This is a genomic window from Roseomonas sp. 18066, from assembly GCF_902706185.1.
In the GTDB taxonomy this organism is placed as follows: domain Bacteria; phylum Pseudomonadota; class Alphaproteobacteria; order Acetobacterales; family Acetobacteraceae; genus Pseudoroseomonas.
Genome location: NZ_CACSJM010000006.1, coordinates 40,291 through 57,734 on the forward strand (window position 1 = coordinate 40,291; position 17,444 = coordinate 57,734).

The 17,444-nt window shown below is 66.5% G+C and carries 13 protein-coding genes; 4 read left to right on the forward strand and 9 right to left on the reverse strand.

The genetic code is table 11. The annotated features are described in order from the left end of the window. The first annotated feature begins 394 nt into the window (after positions 1 to 394). Positions 395 to 1,585: a carboxymuconolactone decarboxylase family protein gene (locus tag GVN67_RS30510; protein WP_368667221.1), complete on the forward strand. Its 1,191-nt coding sequence runs from the start codon at positions 395 to 397 to the stop codon at positions 1,583 to 1,585. Next, complete coding sequence (locus GVN67_RS02325) at positions 1,563 to 2,213, forward strand: flavodoxin (RefSeq protein WP_159992656.1); 651 nt, start codon at positions 1,563 to 1,565, stop codon at positions 2,211 to 2,213. Before GVN67_RS30510 ends, GVN67_RS02325 begins: the two co-directional genes overlap by 23 nt. A gap of 39 nt (positions 2,214 to 2,252) precedes the next feature. Here GVN67_RS02325 and GVN67_RS02330 read toward each other — a convergent pair whose 3' ends face one another. From GVN67_RS02330 to GVN67_RS02350, 5 genes are all read right to left on the reverse strand, one after another. Continuing rightward, positions 2,253 to 3,038 carry an SDR family oxidoreductase gene (locus tag GVN67_RS02330; protein ID WP_159992657.1) on the reverse strand — a complete coding sequence of 262 codons (786 nt, stop codon included), beginning with the start codon at positions 3,036 to 3,038 and terminating at the stop codon, positions 2,253 to 2,255. Continuing rightward, positions 3,035 to 4,060, reverse strand: coding sequence for an alpha/beta hydrolase (locus tag GVN67_RS02335; protein ID WP_159992658.1), 1,026 nt, complete (start codon positions 4,058 to 4,060; stop codon positions 3,035 to 3,037). The genes GVN67_RS02330 and GVN67_RS02335 overlap by 4 nt, the downstream gene beginning before the upstream one ends. A 77-nt stretch (positions 4,061 to 4,137) precedes the next feature. Then, a complete protein-coding gene (locus tag GVN67_RS02340) occupies positions 4,138 to 5,127 on the reverse strand; it encodes an aldo/keto reductase (protein WP_159992659.1) in 990 nt (329 codons plus the stop codon). A gap of 89 nt (positions 5,128 to 5,216) precedes the next feature. Continuing rightward, entirely contained in the window at positions 5,217 to 6,044 is an 828-nt protein-coding gene (locus GVN67_RS02345; protein ID WP_159992660.1) for an oxidoreductase, read from the reverse strand. 54 nt (positions 6,045 to 6,098) lie between these two features. After that, positions 6,099 to 7,568, reverse strand: a complete 1,470-nt coding sequence (locus GVN67_RS02350; protein ID WP_235034906.1) for an MFS transporter — start codon at positions 7,566 to 7,568, stop codon at positions 6,099 to 6,101. 301 nt (positions 7,569 to 7,869) lie between these two features. Here GVN67_RS02350 and GVN67_RS02355 point away from each other — a divergent pair, with 301 nt between their 5' ends. Next, positions 7,870 to 8,760, forward strand: a complete 891-nt coding sequence (locus GVN67_RS02355; protein WP_159992661.1) for a LysR family transcriptional regulator — start codon at positions 7,870 to 7,872, stop codon at positions 8,758 to 8,760. Here the strand turns inward: GVN67_RS02355 and GVN67_RS02360 are convergent. The 4 genes from GVN67_RS02360 to GVN67_RS02375 all read right to left on the reverse strand — a co-directional run bounded on the left by GVN67_RS02360 (position 8,723) and on the right by GVN67_RS02375 (position 12,271). Then, on the reverse strand, positions 8,723 to 9,343 hold the full coding sequence (locus GVN67_RS02360) for a DUF4405 domain-containing protein (protein ID WP_200845094.1): 621 nt from the start codon (positions 9,341 to 9,343) through the stop codon (positions 8,723 to 8,725). The genes GVN67_RS02355 and GVN67_RS02360 overlap by 38 nt on opposite strands. 113 nt (positions 9,344 to 9,456) lie before the next feature. Then, positions 9,457 to 9,942 (reverse strand): cytochrome P460 family protein, encoded by a 486-nt coding sequence (locus GVN67_RS02365; protein WP_159992663.1) that lies wholly within the window; start codon positions 9,940 to 9,942, stop codon positions 9,457 to 9,459. A gap of 74 nt (positions 9,943 to 10,016) precedes the next feature. After that, a complete protein-coding gene (locus GVN67_RS02370) occupies positions 10,017 to 11,129 on the reverse strand; it encodes an alpha/beta hydrolase (RefSeq protein WP_200845095.1) in 1,113 nt (370 codons plus the stop codon). A 26-nt stretch (positions 11,130 to 11,155) separates the two neighbouring features. Continuing rightward, positions 11,156 to 12,271, reverse strand: a complete 1,116-nt coding sequence (locus tag GVN67_RS02375) for an alpha/beta fold hydrolase (protein WP_200845096.1) — start codon at positions 12,269 to 12,271, stop codon at positions 11,156 to 11,158. Between the two features lie 362 nt (positions 12,272 to 12,633). Between GVN67_RS02375 and GVN67_RS02380 the strand changes: the two genes are divergently transcribed. After that, on the forward strand, positions 12,634 to 17,346 hold the full coding sequence (locus GVN67_RS02380) for a hypothetical protein (protein ID WP_159992664.1): 4,713 nt from the start codon (positions 12,634 to 12,636) through the stop codon (positions 17,344 to 17,346). The last annotated feature ends 98 nt before the right edge of the window (positions 17,347 to 17,444 follow it).

Sequence of the window (17,444 nt, forward strand, 5' to 3'; positions counted from 1 at the left end):
TTAGGCAGGCTTATCAATTTCATTGAATCGGCAGGTCGGGTCACATGAGAGGCGGCAGCCCTGCTGCACCCCGCTGCACCTTGGTGACGAGGTTCGCTGAAGAGCACCGGCTCCCAAAACTGCCCCGCATGGCCTTCGGCGCCGTTGCCCTCCCCTCGATAACGACGGCCGATGCCGGGTGAGGATCAAACGCTTTCTGGGAAGAGCTGCCAACCTATTAGTCAGCCTAATAACTTCATGCAGTTCTGGCCCCCTAATCCAAAAATTACTGCTGGGCCATCTTCTGAACGAGACCATGCCTGAGCACAGCCATCCTCGTGGATCGTTTTTGCCCAGGACGCCCGCCAGCAGTCCACCTTTGCGCCAAGGACCAGCCTTCATGAGAAACCTGTTCGTGGCCGTCGCGGCGGCGGCGCTTGGTGCCTCCGGCACTGCCCTGGCCCAAAGCGGCACGGCGCCCCGGGTCTCACCGCCGGCGGTCTACCAGGTTGCCCCGCCGATGGGCCGCTACACCGACGAGGTTCTGTTCGGCGAGGTCTGGCGGCGGGAAGGGCTCAGCCCCCGGGATCGCAGCCTGCTGGTTGTCTCGACGCTGATCGCCAATGGCCGAGCGGCGCAGCTGCGTGGCCATGTCGGGCGGGCGCTCGACAATGGCGTGAAGCCAGCCGAGATCGCTGAGATCGTGACGCATCTCGCCTTCTATGCCGGCTGGCCTGTCGCCGTTTCTTCTGTCCAGGAGATCAAGGCTGTCTTCGACCAGCGGAAGATCGAGACCCCCGATTTCGGTGCCGAGCCGCTGCCGGTCGACGCTGCTGCCGAAGCGCGGCGCAAGGCTGACCTCCAGGCCACCGCCGGTGCCGCCGCGCCGCCGCTGGCCGAGCTCACCGACCGCGTGCTCTTCGCCGACCTCTGGCGGCGCCCCGATCTGACGCCGCGCGACCGCAGCCTGGTCACTATCGCAGCGCTGATCGCCAACGGTGCATCGGAGCAACTGCCGTTCTACGTCAATCGGGCCATGGATGCAGGGCTGACCGCGGCGCAGCTGTCGGAGGCGGTGACGCATCTGGCCTTCTATGCCGGTTGGCCGCGCGCCATGTCGGCGGTGCCGGTGGTGCAGAAGATCCTGGCAGATCGCACGGCACCGCCCGCGGCCACCGGCTTGCGGCTGCAGCGCCATGCGGCGGGTGCGACCACGACAGGGCCCGCCGCCAATTTTACCGGAACCGTGCGCGTCGCCTCCCGCTTCCAGGCCGAGAGCCCGGCGCGGGTCGGTGGCGGCCTGGTCAGCTTCGAGCCAGGGGCACGGACCGCCTGGCACACGCATCCGCTCGGCCAGACGCTGGTCGTCACCGCCGGCTGCGGCCGCGTTCAGGCAGAGGGCGGGCCCGTCGAGGTCATCCGGCCCGGCGATGTCGTGTGGATTCCACCAGGTGTGCGGCATTGGCATGGAGCCGCCCCCGACACCGCCATGAGCCATCTGGCGGTTGCCGAGGCGAGCGAAGGCGTCAGCGTGCGCTGGATGGAGCAGGTGAGCGACCAGCAATATGACGGGGCCGCCGGCAATGCCGGTCGCTGTGGCGGCTGAGCTGTCTGGAAAGATGATGCCTGCGGGATCGATCCTGGCGGGACGGCGACGGCTGCTGGCCGCCGCCGCAGGCAGCTTCGGCCTGGCCTTTCTGCCCGCAGGCAAGCTCGGGGCGCAGGCGCGCCGAGGTTCGTCCCGGCATGCGTTGACCGTCTACTTCACGCGAACGGGCAATACCCGGCAGCTGGCGGAAGCCATCCATCGGCAGGTGGGTGGCGACTTGATCCGCGTGGAGACACTCGAGGCCTATCCCGAGGACTATCAGGCGACGGTGCAACAGGCCCGGCGCGAGCGCGACAGCGGCCGTTGGCCTTCGATACGGCCGCGGATCGCCGACATCCGCCGATACGACATGATCTTCCTGGGCTCGCCAATCTGGGGCGACCACCTGAACCCGCCGATGAAGCGCTTCCTGGCCGATCATGACCTCGCAGGGCTGAGGATCGCACCCTTCGTGACCTACAAGGTCAGCCGGATGGGCCAGGTCCGCCGGAACGTCATGCAGATCGCACCGCGGGCCCGGCTTCTGGATGGCCTGGCCGTCCGCGATGACGCGGTGGCGCCGTCGAAGGCCCGCGCGAAGGCATGGGCGCGCCGTGCGTTGGGCGTTCAAGGCGATACGGGCTGACCGCCCCAAGCATTGCCCCCTCGGCCGGCGCGACCAGCGTCAGCCTGCCGTCGTGCCCTGAGCAAGCCGTGAGAAGCTGGACAGCGCGGTGCGGATCGTCGCCGGCTCGCGATCCAGCGGCATGTTCGCCGCGTCCGAGACGCCGTCCAGGGCACCGGGCCGATCCGCCGTCGTGGAGGCGAAGACCGCGTCCAGATCAGGCTGCGGCGGACCATGCTCGGTGATCAGCTCGAAGGTCTTCCCCACCGCCTCGGCGGAGGACAACGCCTGGACCAGGACCTGCGCGAGTTGTCGGCGCGAGACCGCGCCATCCGCCGGGGTGCCGGATTGCCTCCGATCGCCCTGCAGCATGAGCAGCCGCTGCTGGCCGGTCTCGTTGTAGTCGAACCAGCCGGGACGGACGATGGTATAGGGCAGCCCGCTGGCCCGCAGCAGCCGCTCGCCGCGCCGCTTCCAGTCATGCGCGCCCTTGCGGTCGGTCACGCCGATGGTGGTCATCAGCGCGACGCGAACGGATCTGCCGCCGAGGGCTTCGAGGACATGGAGGACGCCGCCGTAATCAACGGCCTCGGCGGTGCCGCGGAGTCCGCCGGAACTGCCATGCGTGAAGATGATGGCATCGACGGAGGCCACGATGGCGGCCAGAGATTCCGGCCGGGTCAGGTCGCCCTCGGCGATCTCAACCCCTGGCGGAAACGAGGCCTTGCGCGGGCTGCGGACGAGGGCACGCACGTGATGGCCGTCGCGCAGGGCCTGATCGACGACCTGCCGTCCGATGCTTCCCGTCGCGCCGACCACGAGGATCGTCAAGGGCTGCTGCTTCATTGTGCTTTTCCTGTCTTGCCATCGTCGGCGGTGGCGAGCTGCGCTTGCCAGAAGGCGATGGCCTCGCCGATCCAGCCTTCCGCGACGGTGCCCGCGCCGGTACCAAATCCATGGCCGACGCCAGGGTAGCGGTGGAACTGCACCAGGCTGCCCTGGGCACTCAGCGCCTGGACGCGGCGCGCCATGGCGCTGGGCGGCGCGATGCGATCTTCGTCGCCAACCACGACGAAGGTCGGTGGCTCCCGCGCGGCATGATCGGCATGGGCGGTATAGGCCATAATAACGGCTGCGGGCCCGGGCAAGGGCTCGCCACCGAAGGCGGCGGTGCCGTGCGATCCTATGGACGCGGCCATGCGCGCACCTGCCGAGCTGCCCCAGAGGGAATAGCCGGCGGCACCGACACCGAGCGCACCGGCGTTGCGGAGAACATAGGATAGCGCGGCCGCGAGATCTTCGGTGGCGACGGCGCCGCCACCGCCGGTCCGGTAGCGCAGCACGAAGGCATTGTATCCGGCCTGGCTGATTGCTTCCGCATAGGGAAAGCCTTCATGCACGGCGCCGACATAGGCGAAGCCACCGCCAGGCGCGATCACGGCAAAGGGTGCCCCCGGGCGACCGCGGAGCAGGAAAAGGCCGGTATTCGCCTTGGCCGGGTCGGCCTGCTGTTCGGCCTCACTGTAGAAGCGATGGAAGACCACCGCGCCGCGCGCGACCTCGTCGATCAGGCGGTTCAACCCGCTGGCCACGACCGTTGGCTCGACGTGGCTGTGATAGGGCAGCAGCGATCCGATGTCGCGCAGCCGCAACGCCCGGTCATAGCTCCGTCCATCCCAGGGCAGCAGCAGCGGAGCGAAACCGGTGAAGCCGGGGTGATCCAGAAGCTGGCCAAGGCTGCTGTCCGGGCCAAGATGGAGAGCAGTGGCGGTCGTGCCTGACATCTCGGATCCCTGCGCATTCGCGGCGCTGCCGCCGCCAGCCTGGCCCTGGGCCTCCTGCACACCTGCCAGCAGCGCCAGGCTCATCGCCATGCCGGGCAGACAGCGAGGCCGAAGCTCCGCCGCCCGCCTGACCGCCGTGCCGAGCGCGGAGGCCCTCCGGCTCAAAGGCCGGTCATCTTCAGCGCCCCTTCGGGCAGCCTCTCGCCTTGCACCGCAACCTTGGCGGCCCCGGCCTCGATCTCGGCCAGCTCCGCGGCGTTCAGCGCCAAGGCCGCGCCACCCAGATTCTCTTCCAGGCGATGCCGCTTCGTGGTGCCCGGGATCGGCACGATCCAGGGCTTCTGCGCCAGCAGCCAGGCCAGGGCTACCTGGGCGGGCGTCGCCGCCTTGCGATCCGCGACCGCCTGGATCACCGCCACCAGCGCCATGTTGGCCTGGCGGGCTTCCGGCGAGAAGCGCGGGACGTGGTTGCGGAAATCACTCGGATCGAACTGGGTGGTCGCATCGATCTTGCCGGTGAGGAAGCCTGCACCCAGCGGGCTGAAGGGCACGAAGCCGATGCCCAGCTCCTCCAGCACCGGCAGCAACTCCAGCTCGGGGCCGCGCCAGAACAAAGAATACTCGCTCTGCACCGCCGTCACCGGCTGCACCGCATGGGCCCGGCGGATGGTGGCGACGCCCGCCTCCGACAGGCCGAAATGCTGCACCTTGCCGGCGGCGATGAGGTCCTTCACCGCGCCGGCGACCTCTTCGATCGGCACAGCCGGATCGACCCGGTGCTGGTAGAACAGGTCGATCCGGTCAGTCTGGAGGCGCTTCAGACAGGCATCGGCGACCTGCTTGATATGGTCTGGCCTGCTGTTCGTGCCACCGCGGCGCTCGCCGGTGGCATGGTCGATGTCGAAGCCGAACTTGGTCGCGATCACCACCTCGTCGCGGATGGGCGCGAGCGCCGCGCCGACCAGCTCCTCATTGGCGAAAGGACCGTAGACCTCGGCGGTGTCGAAAAACGTGACACCTTTCTCATACGCGGCGCGGATGAGCGCCGTCATCTCGGCCACATCACCGGCAGGACCGTAGGCGGAGCTCATGCTCATGCAGCCGAGGCCAAGGCTCGAGACCTGCAGATTTCCAAGTCGACGCTGGTTCATCATATTTTCTCACTGTTCATGAAGCAGGCTCGCGGACCGCGGCGCGTCGGCAAGAGGCCATCGCGGCAGGCGTCACGAGGCGGCATTTCTTATCGATGGTCGGTGCTCAGGCTGACGGATTCCCAGCGCTCAAGCTCCTGACGCTGGCTGTCCAGCTCGTCCTTTGCTCCCTGCACGGCATCGCTGCCGAGAAGCAGGCGGAAGGGCGGCGTGTTCCCGCCGACGACCTTGATCAGCGCCTGGGCCGCCAAAGCAGGATCGCCAAGCTGGGTGCCGTGCGTCCGGTCATTCTCCTTGCGGCGCAACCCGGCGGTCTTGGCATAGTCGGCGATGTTCGCGCCGGCCTGCTGGAGGGAGCGGCCAGCGAAATCGGTGCGGAAGGCGCCAGGCTCCACCACGATGACGCGGATCCCGAGCGGGCCGACCTCCTTGCGCAGGGCATCCGACATCCCCTCCAGCGCGAACTTCGACGCCGCGTAATAGGCGGAGCCAGGCGAGGCACGGCGGCCCGCAATGGAGGAGAGGTTGACGATGGTGCCGAAGCGGCGCGACCGCATCCCTGGCAGGGCCGCCTTGATCATCGCGACGGCACCGAAAAAGTTGGTGGCGAACAGCGTGGCGACCTCGGCCTCGTCGGCTTCCTCGACGGCGGCGCGATAGCCATAGCCCGCATTGTTCACCAGCACGTCGATCGCGCCGAACCGCTCGACAGCCGCGGTCACGCTGGCCTCGACTTGGCTTCGATCGGTGACATCGAGGGCGAGCGGCAAGGCCGTGTCTGGAAACTCGGCCGCAAGGCTTTCGAGACTGTCCAGCTTGCGGGCGGTGATGACCGCGTTGAATCCCGCCTCCAGGACGGCACGCGCCAGGCTGCCGCCCAATCCTGTCGAGCATCCGGTGATGAGCCAGGTGGCCATGGGACTCTCCCTTCGTGTTGCAGCTTCGATGTGACGGGTGATCGCCATCCTCGCTCAGGCAGCTGAGGGCTTGCGCCGTGCGATGAGGAGGAAGACGCATCCGAGCGCCAGGAACACCATGACGGCGGCGGCCAGCATGGCGTTGTCGACCCGATGGGCGAGCAGCGCGATGCCCGCCAACCCTTCGGAAGCGATGACCGACGCGGCGACCTGTCCAGCCAGGCCGAGGGAGCCGCCCAGCTGGTGCGCGGCATTGACCACCCCGGAGGCCGCGCCGGCATCCTGGTCCGCAACGCCGGCGATGCCGGACTGCGTCAGCGGCGCCATCGCGCCTCCCTGGCCGAGCCCGATCAGCAGCATCGGCAGGGCAAGGCTGCCCCAATAGGTCGCCTCGGCGGGCAGCAGGCTGAGCCAGAGGAGACCAAGCAGGCTGGCGATCATGCTCGCGACGAGCAGCCGCGTGGCGCCGAGGCGTGCCATCAGCTGGGGCACGCGCAGGGCGACGATAAAGTTGACCACCATCGCCGGCAGGAAGGCGAGGCCGGTCAAAGCGGGGCTATAGCCCAGCACGCCCTGCATGAACTGCGTGGCGAAAAAGAAGAAGCCGACATTCGCGCCCAGAAACAGCAGGCGCGCGAGATAGGCGCCGGCGCGCTCGCGGCTTCGAAACAACCGAAGCGGCATGATCGGCTGGCGGGCGCGGGCCTCGATGGCAACGAAGGCGGCGAGCAGCACGCCGCCCGACAGCACGGCGCCGAGGGTCGCGGCATCGGCCCAGCCGGCGGCGGCCGAATGGACGATGCCGAAGACGAGCGCGGTCATGCCGAGGGTCGAGGTCACCGCGCCGGCAAAATCGAAGGTGCCGCCATGGCGCTCCGTCTCCGCGATGAAGCGGTAGGCTGCGGCGATCAGCCCGAGCGCCACGGGCAGATTGATGAAGAAGCCGACCCGCCAGGACAGCCAGTCCGCCAGGATGCCGCCCAGGACGAGGCCGAAGCTCGCCGAAATTCCGGCTGCCGCGGCGTAATAGGCGACGGCGCGGGTTCGTTCCGGGCCGGCGGGGAAATTGATCTGCAGCAGGGCCAGGGTGGAAGGCGCCAGGATCGCTGAACCGAGGCCCTGGGCGGCGCGCGCTGCGATCATGGTGGTCGGCGTCTGCGCGAAGCCGATGAACAGCGAGGCGATGGCGAAGATGGCGAGCCCGATCGCGAAGACGCGCCGACGCCCCAGGATGTCGCCGGCGCGCGCGCCCAGCAGCAGGAAGCCGCCGAAGGTCAGCGTGTAGGCGGTCGAGATCCAGGAGAGGCCAGCGTCGGAAAAGCCCAGTTCCATGCGGATCTTGGGCAAGCCCGTGATCACGATGGAAATGTCGAGGACGATCATGATGTAGCTCATCATGATGATGGCGAGGATGGCCCGCTTGTCGACGTGCGGAAGCGAAGCAGGAGCCGGCTGGTCCTTGCCTCGATTGATCGCGTTGGTGAGCGTGAGCGCTGGAGGCATTCTTGTCTTCGCGGCTGCCATGAGAATGCAGGCACCTTAAATCCCACCGGCGAGCTCGATTAGACACATGGATCCGCATGTCGAGATAAGCAGACCTAATAAAAGGACCTGGTCACATCCCTGCGCAGCGGCATTCCTTCGGCTGCGGAGAAGCAAGCTTTGATGGCGGCAACTGATCTCCGCGCAGGCTTCGCCACCAGGGCGCGCGACCGAGCCAAGTCAGCCCGTCCTCGCCGTGTCACCATCGCGCATCAATTCTGGCGATGTCGCATTCCGGAAGCCGGCGCTATAAATCGAATGTCGGCATAAGGTTTATTAATGAATGGCGGCGAATTTCAATGACCTGGCTTCCCTGGCCCTGGTTGCTCGGGAGCGCAGCTTCACCCGTGCCGCGGCCAAGCTCGGCGTTTCCCAGTCGGCGTTGAGCCAGTCGGTCCGCGGGCTGGAGGAGAGGCTCGGGGTCAGGCTGCTTACCCGCACCACCCGCAGCGTTGCGCCGACGGAGGCCGGACAACGTCTGCTGGCTTCCATCGCGCCCAGCTTCGAGGAGATCGAGAACGCCTTGGGTGCCCTGCAGGAACTGCGCGACAAGCCGTCGGGCAAGATCCGGATCACGGCAGGCGAACACGCTGCCATTTCCGTGCTGCAGCCTGCCCTCAAGCGCTTTCTGCCGAACTATCCCGACATCACCATTGAGATCATCGTCGACTACGGCCTGACCGACATCGTGGCCCAGGGCTATGACGCCGGCGTGCGCATGGGCGAGCAGGTGGCGAAGGACATGATCGCGGTCCGCATCGGCCCCGACCTGCGCATGGCGGTGGTGGGGTCGCCCGCCTACTTCGCCCAACATCCGAAGCCCATGACGCCGCAGGACCTTGCCGCGCACAACTGCATCAATGTGCGCCTGCCCACCTATGGCGGGCTGTTTCCCTGGGATCTCGAGAAGGATGGGCGAGAGGTCAATGTCCGGGGCGAGGGGCAGCTCATCTTCAACAACCTTGGTCTGCGGCTGAGCTCGGCGCTGGACGGCCTGGGCCTGGCGTATCTGCCGGAGGACCAGGCCAGCGCGGCGATCGCGGAGGGCCGGCTCGTGCGGGTGCTCGACGACTGGTGCCCGTCTTTTCCGGGCTACCACCTCTATTACCCGAGCCGTCGGCACGCCTCCCCGGCCTTCAGCCTGCTGGTGGACGTTCTTCGCCATCGGGGATAGCCGACGGCGCAGGCGGCCTTCGCGGCGTCCTGCCGGTTGGCTTGCGCAAAGTCAGCCGCCCGTAATGGGTCAGGGCAATGCACAGGCCGGCAATCGCGAGGCAATGCAGGAAGAAGCCGGCGACGCTGTCCTCGAAGTTCCACCAGTCGAGCGACACCTGCATGCTGAGCCTGCCGCCCAGACCGAGCACGAAGGCGCTGCAGACGCCCTGGACCGCGATGGCGGCGGCCGCGGCGCGGAGGAGCCAGGCCCGCGCCTTGCTGGGCCTGTCCAGGCCGAACAGCCCGCGCGCCGCGCCCATCAGCATCGGCCAGCGCAGGCCCAGATGAACGGCCACGATCACCAGTGCCCAATAGGCGGCCAGGGTGTGGATCTGCCGCACGGTAAAGCCGCCGAAGGCCGAGAGAAGGCCTGACAGCGCGTTCGAGATCATGATGCTGGTCACCAGCAACGCCAGCATGCAGCCGAGCAGCAGCAGCGTCAGCGCGGTGTTGAACAGCCCCCGCGTCTCGCGCCGCGCCTGGGGCAGGCGGCTCCACCAGCGCCGGTTAAGGACATTGTGCAGGATCAGCAGCAGGAACATCGCGGTTCCTGCCACCTCATGCGCGGTATTGCCGAGCCACCAGTAGGACAGGCCGAACAGCAGCAGGCTGGCCGAGGCCAGGTCCAGCAGCAGGCGCCGGGACAGGGCAGAGCTCACTCGACCGGCGTGCCGTTGAAGCGGGGAATGCGATAGGCGGTGAACAGGTAGTCGGCGCCCTGCTGGCTGGTGTGGCAGGACTGGCAGCGGGCGGTGTTCTCGTTGAGGTTCAGGCTGCGATCCGGCCAGTACCATTGGAACTGCCAATCGGCGGTGCGGCGGCGCGCATCGTAGTCGGCGCCAAAGCCCTCGCCCTTCTCCATGACGAAGTAGCGGTAGAGCTTGCCGTCGCGGTAATCGACCAGCACGAAATGGGTGCCTGCCGGGATCGGCTGGCGGTTCTTTACCGCCTCGATCGCCTCAGGCGTGGTCATGATGTGCTCGGTCACATTGCCGCGCCGGACCGTCGTATAATGGACGAGCTGGTCGAGATTCTCGGGGAAGCTGACCCGGTTGGGCTCGGCCTGGACCTGCCAGCCGATCGCCAGGATGGCCACGGCGGCAAGGGCCGCCAGAGCGAGGCTGCGCGCGGAAAACTTCATGGCTGCTGTGCTCGCGAAGACGCGTGGCATGCACCCGGTCGACGATCACTTGCCGTCGACCGGGCACGGCCCGCTCAGGTGGGAGGAGCTTCGATCGTCCGGGCGAAGAAAGGTGTCAGGCTGTCCATGGCGGCCGCGACATAGGCCGGAACCCAGTAGGTCTCGATATGCGTCGCACCGTCGATCCGGACTAAGGCCTTGTCCGTGGTGCCGACCGCCTTCGGAAAGGCTTCCTCGGTCATGTACAGGCTGTCGGCCTTGCTGCCGGCGATCATCAGCAGCGGCTGGTCGATCAGCGCAATCGAGTCCGTCGCGTCCCAGCGCATCAGGTCGAGCAGGCTGCTCGTGGTGTACTTGAAGGTGGAATTGGGATGCGCATGGGTCTTCCAGTAGTATTCGTAGCCCTGGCGGTACATCTCGAAGGGCAGCGCCGCGATCTGCGCATCGGTCATGTCCGCATCGCCGGCATAGAGGATCTCGCCCCCCGCCGCTTCCTGCGCCCGCGCGGTTGAAGCCTGCCGCAGCCGCGCCTCGATCGTTCTGACCTGGCTGTCGGCAAAGCCGTTGCGGCGAACGCGGCCGGAGTTGAACATGCTCAGCGTCGCAATTGCCTTGAAGCGCTTGTCCGTGGCTGCTGCCGCCAGCGAATATCCGCCGCCGCCGCAGATGCCCAGCAGACCGAGCCGTGCGGCATCCACCCCGGCGTAGCGGGTGATGAAATCCGCGGCACCATGGATGTCCTCGATCCGGAAGGCCGGCTTGTCGATGCTGCGCGGCAGGCCGCCGCTACCGCCCTGATAGGCCGCGTCAGCCGCAATCGCGATATAGCCGAGCTCGGCCAGGCGCTGTGCATACAGGCCCGCCACCTGCTCCTTCACGCCGCCGTTGGGATGCGCGACCACGATCGCGGGGTACCGCCGGGCCGCGTCGTAGCCGGGCGGGGTATAGACATTGGCTGCGATGTCGAGGCCGTTGAGCTTGTAGCTGACCGGGCGGATATTGACCTTGCCGGCTTCGTTCGCTGTCAACGCACCACGATAGACCAGCCCGAACGGGTTCCGCGCGTTGTCGGCGGCGGTTGCTGTTGCTGGCGCCATGGCCATGACTCCTGTGAATGTTCCTGATACGGCCAGCGTGGTTGCCGCGAGGAGGTTCCGGCGCGACATGCGGATGTCGGCGTCGTGCATCGTGGTGTCCTCTCGATGAGAGCGTGTCAGTCCAGCTTCTTCGCGGCGAGAAAGCGTGAGACCTGATTAGCGATCTCGACGTTGTTCAGGTCGGAGAAGGGGAAGTGCGTGTTGCCGTGGATGCCCGCCTCCGGCAGGTGCACGACCTGCACGTCGCCGCCATGCCGGTTGACGGCGTCGCGCCAGAGCCGCGCCATCTTCAGCCGTCCGCGCCAGGCATCCTGGGTGGGGATGTCGCTCGGCGTCGCCGGGATGTTGTCGCCGTAGAAGATGACGATGGGGATGCGGGTCAGCGCCATGAACTCGGCCATCGGCACCGGCATGCCGGCGACGGTGTCGAAGCTGGTCGGGATCGCGGCCGGTACCTCGCCTTCGGGGAAGACGAAGTTGCTGCCGGGCTCGAAGGCGACGATGGCGCGGATATTCGGGCTCTTGATCGCCGCTACCCAGCCCGGGCCGCCGGACTGCGAATGGGTGAACAGGATGCCGGGCCCGATGCGGCCGAACAGGGCGGCGACACCGTCCGACACGACATTCATGTCGAAGGCGCCGGTGTTCGGCGTCATGGCACGGAAATACTGGTTCAGGGTCTCGGGTGCGCGGTCGAACTGCACGCCGTCGAAATAGTTTGGCCAGATGCCGACACGGAACTGCCCGAACCAGAATTGCTCATCCGGGGTCGGCGTGAGGGTCGCTGCGACCGTGCTGCGACCGGCATTGCCGCGGCGGGGCTGGTCGACCAGGTAGGTTGCAAAACGGCGGCGCAGGAAGATGTTCTGGAAGCCCTCGCGGCCATCCGCGGTGGTCTCCCAGGTCTTCGAGAACTGCCCTGCCCCGTGCCACATGACGATCGGAAGCCGGCGCGCATCGGGCGGGACCTGGTAGAAGGCGTAGAGGTGGTCGCCGCGGAAAGTCTGCCCGGCGGGCTCAAGCGGGCGGTGGGGATCGAAGGTCCCGGGTGCCGTTGCGACGGTGCCCCCAACGGCGAAGCTGCCCTGCTCCTGGATCACCAGCGGCGCAGGCCGCCCGGCCTGCTGGGCCAGGGCGACGGGCGCCGCTAGGAGGCTCGCGGCCATCCACAGCGTCGTGGCAAGGGACTTCGTTCTATGCACGGTGCGAGCCTCTGGCGTGAACTGCTGCACTAACATGAACCCCAATTCATTCTCCGATTAGGCGGGTATCGCCAATAACAATCATTAGCCCATCTAATCTCTGGTGGGATTCTCAACGTGGCGCTCAGCCCGGTAGGTGCTGCCAAGTTTTCGCCTTGCGCTAGTGGAATGACGGCTGTACCTGCTCGCCACTCCTAGAATCCAATTTTGATGACGACGCGAGGCAGCGCGGGGTGGGCACATGGAAATCGGTGCCGCGCTGGGGTTGAAGATCTCTGGAGAGGCTCTGTCGCCTCCGCCGATCTCCAGTATTTTGGTGCTGCTCGGACCTAGTAGTGCACGATGAGGCGTGGTCTTCTCGCCATGTTCGCTACGATTCGCAAGGAACGTGCATGGCGAAGAAGCCCCGCCAGCCTAGCTTGCCTATCGACCCCGTTAACGGCTTCCTTTGCTCCCTGCCACACACAGGGGAGGCCGGCTTCGAAGGCCTCGTCGCTCGTGTCCTCACGGCCGAGACGGGCCGTACCTTCCGCCTGCAGCGCTCTGGGAACCAGGCGGGACGAGATGCCGAGACTGAGCTCGGAACCGGCACGGTCATCAGCATGGAGGCGAAGCACTATTCGAAGTCCATGCCTGACCTGCGAGACTTGACTGGCGGCTTGGCGCAGGCATCACTCCTTCACCCTCCGGTCGATGTCTGGGTGGTGGCGACGACGGCGCCGCTCTCCCCGGAGATGCAGCGAGAGATCGGCGAGCACGCTCGGGGTCATGGCATCGATTGGTTCGCGCTCGATGCTGACCCCGAGGGACCCAGGCTGCTCTGGTTGCTTGCTGCGCAGGAAAAGGCGGTACTGGCCTTTGCCGAGCAGCATCATCCCACTGTCGATCGCGCTGCCTTGGCATCGGCGCTGCAAGCCCTGACGCAGTCGGAGGGGTTTGGCGATCGCCTCGCCCGACTTCGACACGCTTTGCACAGCAAGATCCTCGGGTTTGCCGACGCAGCAGGCAAGGTACACGCGGCGGTCCGCGGCGCCCTCAGTTCTCCCTCTGAGATGGGCCGACGCTTCAACCAGGATGTTGCGGTGCTCGCCGCGGGCCGCGAAGTCGTCCCACGTCTCGATATCTCCAGAGGGCTGGACCGTTGGTTGCACGATCTTGCACCTGCCGGCACGCATGCCGCAGTGCTCGGAGAAGAAGGCGCTGGTAAGACCTGGGCGGTCCTGGCGTGGATTGCCGATCTCCTCGAGCAGCCTTGGACCGGCTGGCTGGTGGTGCCGATATCCGCTTCGGCGACCCGGTTCGGCGATGGCGACACGATCGAGGATATCCTGCCGCTTGCGCTGGCCCGATGGACGGAAACCGACGAGGAAGAGTGGCGGCCCCGGCTGCGGCGCTGGCTCAACGACAAGGGGCCGACCCCGCCGCGCCTGCTCGTGATCCTGGATGGTCTGAACGAGCGGACGGAGCTTTACTGGGCAGCCATCCTGTCCAGATTGGAGGAGCCCGCTTGGGCGGGGCGGGTCGCCGCGGTCATCGTCGATCGGCCGCTTCACTGGGACGAAGCCTGCGCCCGGAAGATGGGCACGCCGTTTCACCGGGTGCCGGTGGCAGGCTACACGCCAGCGGAGCTTCGCCTTGCGTTGCGTGCCCAGGGCGTCGACGCAGCGAAGGTGCCGCCAGACCTTGATGACCTGATCCGGCTGCCGCGGTACTGCGGGCTGGTTTGCCGCCATTTCGCGGAGATGGCGGCATCTGGGGACTTCACCCGGGCCAGGGTTATCTATCTCGATACGCGCGATCGTGCCGCGAGCCGTCGGAAGTATCCGCTTACCAATCAAGAATTCGAAGACCTTGTGGTCGAGGCCGCGCGTCTGCATCGGAAATCCCGAGACGGCGTGCCGAAGCACGACTTTGCCGCCCTTGTTCCAGGCCCTGACCGAAGCCGCGACGTTGTCGCGGAGCTGCACAGCTCCGGTATCCTCGTGCCGGTCGCGGGCAGCACGGGACGCTACAGGGTGGAACCCGTGCGCCTTGCCTATGCGATCGGCTTGCTCCTGGCCGAGGATCTCGCCAGCCGAGCCCGATCAGGCGCCGGCGAGGCCGAGATCGACGAGGCGATCGCTCAATGGCTGGAGCCAGAGCCGGATGCTGACCTAAAGGTAGAGGCCGCGGCGGCTGCGCTGTTCCGTGCGACCCTCGCGATGGACAGCTATCCTGCCATCGCCAGGCGTGCCTTGTTGCATCACTGGCTGCGTCTGCGGAACTGGAACGACAACGCCCGCATCGCAGTCCTTGCCTATGTCCGGCGTATCCCGGAGGACTTCGTCGCAGCCGCCGAGCGCATATGGTCCAGCGACGGGGCCTATGGCGGTGGCGAGGATTTCGTCGCGCGAGCCTTTATCGAGCATCGCGACGACCCTGCCGTGCAGCCGATCCTGATTGCCGCCGTCGAATATTGGCTCGGCTTTGTCCAGGAGGTCGGCTTTCCGTTCCACCGCGCGCAGGAGGGGCAGGCAGGCCTCGGCCCGGAGCCGGCGGAGATCCGGTCCCGCCTCGATGCCCTTGCCGCCGAAGGCTCGGTTGCTGGGAAACTGGGCATCAAACTGCATGCAACCGGGAGCGACGGCCTGATCCGGTTACGCTCGCTCGCGCTTGGGGTCATGTCGGCCGGATCGCGCCTGCCATTCGCACGCGCCATCCCGACCTGGGCGGTGTCCTCGGCGGTCATGGATTACACGCTCGAAGCCGACAAGGCCGCCTGGATCCTCCAGCTCACGGATGAGGATCTCGATCCCGTTTTGTTGCCTGCGGCCCTTGCACTGGCACAGGGCGACGAGACCGAGAGGGAGGCGGCGCGTATGCTGCTTCGCGCCCTGGGGACGCACGGGGCAGGCAACATCGCTACCCTCCATCCGGCGCCGCTGAACGAGGACTTCGAGCGGCTAAGGCGCCAGCATGCAGCCGATCCTTGCCGTGGGTTCTTCCAGCTGACCGAGCCCGAATGCGAGACCTGCCTCGGGCGCGACGATATTCCGATGAGGGCATTGCTTCTCAAAAGCGAGAGCTATCTTCTCGATCCGAATGCAAGTGTCCCGTCAGCCTTTCTGGATCGGGTCGAAGTCGAATTGGCACTGATTTCCGCAGACGCATTCGGCAGTCACCGCTCACATACATCCCAGGATCACGATCGGGAGCGGATGGAAGTTGTCCTCGCCGGGCGCCGGCCGGGTCCGCTGGCAGTCTTCTACCGGCGTGTCATCGCCTCCCTTCCAGCTCGTTGCCCTGAAGATGCAGCCGGGATAGGCCGGTCTTTGCCGGCCTTCGCTCCCCTGCTGACGCGAAGGGATGCCGATATACTGTTGGCCGCGGTCCAACGGCTCGACGCAGAGCAGTTGGGTAAAAGCGAAGTCGGCCTGGTTGGAGGGCTGTTCTTCGGCACCTTGCTGCTGCTCACGCCGGAGCAGCGTGCCCAGCAGCTTCTTCGACGCGCCGAGGCCGGATTTGACTTTCGAGATTGCGAGAAGTGGAACGGAGGCCTCGCGTCGGAGATGCGGGCTGACATCCTTAGTATGCTCCACGATCCTGCCACCTCGCCCCAACGACTGATTCGTTGCTTGCTACTGCTGGGCGCCAATGCAGGGCCTACGATGGGTCTTGCCCAACACATCCTTCGCCTGGCGCACCATGGGAGCAAGCTTGTTCGCGGTGCTGCCCTGCGCGCCGCCTACATCCTGAAGGATGCCAAGCTTGGTCGCGCCCTCGCAGACATTGTCCAGCCCTCCGCGACGGAACACCGGCGTCAGTGGGAGGAGGGCTACGGGTCGTCTTTGCTGGCCCGGTACGGCAAACATCTGCCATTGGATGATTTGGCGAGCCGGTTGCATCCGGCGGCCTTGTCATTCGCGCTAGTTTGGCAAGATCGGGACGATGCCGACATCAGGCGTGCCGCGGCGTTCTTGGAATTGGGCTGGGCGCGCGCTGCAGATGCAGACGCGTCCACCACCATGACCCCACCCGCGGTGGACAGCTTGCCGACGGAGGAGACGGCCGGCATGGGCCGGCCGGTCGTGCAGACCGGCGGTGCCGATGACGACGATTCGACGGCATCGCTCGGCCAGGGGCGCGAAGCCTTCCTGCCTGATGACCGTGGCCGGCAGTGGGACGCCTTTCTCCGCCGAATGGCCGAGCGCGAGCGGGCGCTTGAGGAGGCTTGGGGAACCGACGCATTCAGTTGGTACGCGACCTTCTTTTCCGCCGATGGCCTGACGCGGATCGTAAAGCAACGTCCCGATCTGGCTGACCGGTGGGCTCAGGCCGTCATCGACGACCTGGATGACGCCCTCCAGATTCGCCTGAATGGTTTCAATGGCCCTCTGGCCGCGGCCATGTTTCAGTCACGCCATCCGCTTGCGCTTGAGTTCTGGCAGGCTCTTTTTCGCCGTTCCTCATCAGGTGACGACATCATCCGCATTGCCTTCGATGCACCGGATGGCGAGGAAGCTGGTGACGCGGCACGCGATGAGGTCCTGGCGGCCTGCCGGTCCGACGAAGCCCTCCAGCGCGTCGCGCTCCATACCATGTGGTCGGATCGTCAGGCGTGGTTCGATGCCGCCGTTGACCGGTGTCTCGGCGCAGGGCCTCTCTGGCGGCGGGCCGTGGGCCTTTACCTCCTGAGCTTCTCGGATGTCGAGCTGGATCGTTTCGACGTCTTCCTGGCGAAAGCGGATATTGCCGGGACCTGGGTGACAGGCAGGGTGGATGATCTGCGTGCCAGGGTAGTGGCGAACCGGCGGGCCAAGGAATGGTATCGGCGATTCTGCGTGGCGGATGATCCCGTGACGTCCTGGGGCGCCTTCCGCATGGTTCTCGCGACGGCGGATGGCCGGTTCGCGATCTGGAGAACGACAGCGGAGGCTGGACTCCATGGCGCCTGGAAGCTGCCCTATGTCGCCAGCAACGAAACCGCCTTGTCACAGGCGATAAAGAAGCGTGCCGGCGAAGAAGGCAAGCTGTTCGGTACGCGAACCCAGCGCGGGCATATCTCTCCCTTTGTCCTGGGTAAAACATCAGCAGGCGGCGCGGCAGCAACGTCCTCGCAGGGCTGAAAGCCTTTTTCGGGCAGGGCGTCAGCCCAGTGCCGGGTAGGACGGATAACAATCGATCCGCCAGCCGAGGCCATGATTGCCGCTCCGTAGCGGGCTGA

What these genes read in the sequence shown, in the direction of transcription:
- GVN67_RS02345 (WP_159992660.1), bottom strand. Translation starts at nt 6,044, where the DNA reads ATGGCCACCTGGCTCATCACCGGATGCTCGACAGGATTGGGCGGCAGC.
- GVN67_RS02325 (WP_159992656.1), top strand. Translation starts at nt 1,563, where the DNA reads ATGCCGGTCGCTGTGGCGGCTGAGCTGTCTGGAAAGATGATGCCTGCG.
- GVN67_RS02330 (WP_159992657.1), bottom strand. Translation starts at nt 3,038, where the DNA reads ATGAAGCAGCAGCCCTTGACGATCCTCGTGGTCGGCGCGACGGGAAGC.
- GVN67_RS02380 (WP_159992664.1), top strand. Translation starts at nt 12,634, where the DNA reads ATGGCGAAGAAGCCCCGCCAGCCTAGCTTGCCTATCGACCCCGTTAAC.
- GVN67_RS02340 (WP_159992659.1), bottom strand. Translation starts at nt 5,127, where the DNA reads ATGAACCAGCGTCGACTTGGAAATCTGCAGGTCTCGAGCCTTGGCCTC.
- GVN67_RS02335 (WP_159992658.1), bottom strand. Translation starts at nt 4,060, where the DNA reads ATGAGCCTGGCGCTGCTGGCAGGTGTGCAGGAGGCCCAGGGCCAGGCT.
- GVN67_RS02365 (WP_159992663.1), bottom strand. Translation starts at nt 9,942, where the DNA reads ATGAAGTTTTCCGCGCGCAGCCTCGCTCTGGCGGCCCTTGCCGCCGTG.
- GVN67_RS02350 (WP_235034906.1), bottom strand. Translation starts at nt 7,568, where the DNA reads ATGGCAGCCGCGAAGACAAGAATGCCTCCAGCGCTCACGCTCACCAAC.
- GVN67_RS02360 (WP_200845094.1), bottom strand. Translation starts at nt 9,343, where the DNA reads ATGTTCCTGCTGCTGATCCTGCACAATGTCCTTAACCGGCGCTGGTGG.
- GVN67_RS02370 (WP_200845095.1), bottom strand. Translation starts at nt 11,129, where the DNA reads ATGCACGACGCCGACATCCGCATGTCGCGCCGGAACCTCCTCGCGGCA.
- GVN67_RS02355 (WP_159992661.1), top strand. Translation starts at nt 7,870, where the DNA reads ATGGCGGCGAATTTCAATGACCTGGCTTCCCTGGCCCTGGTTGCTCGG.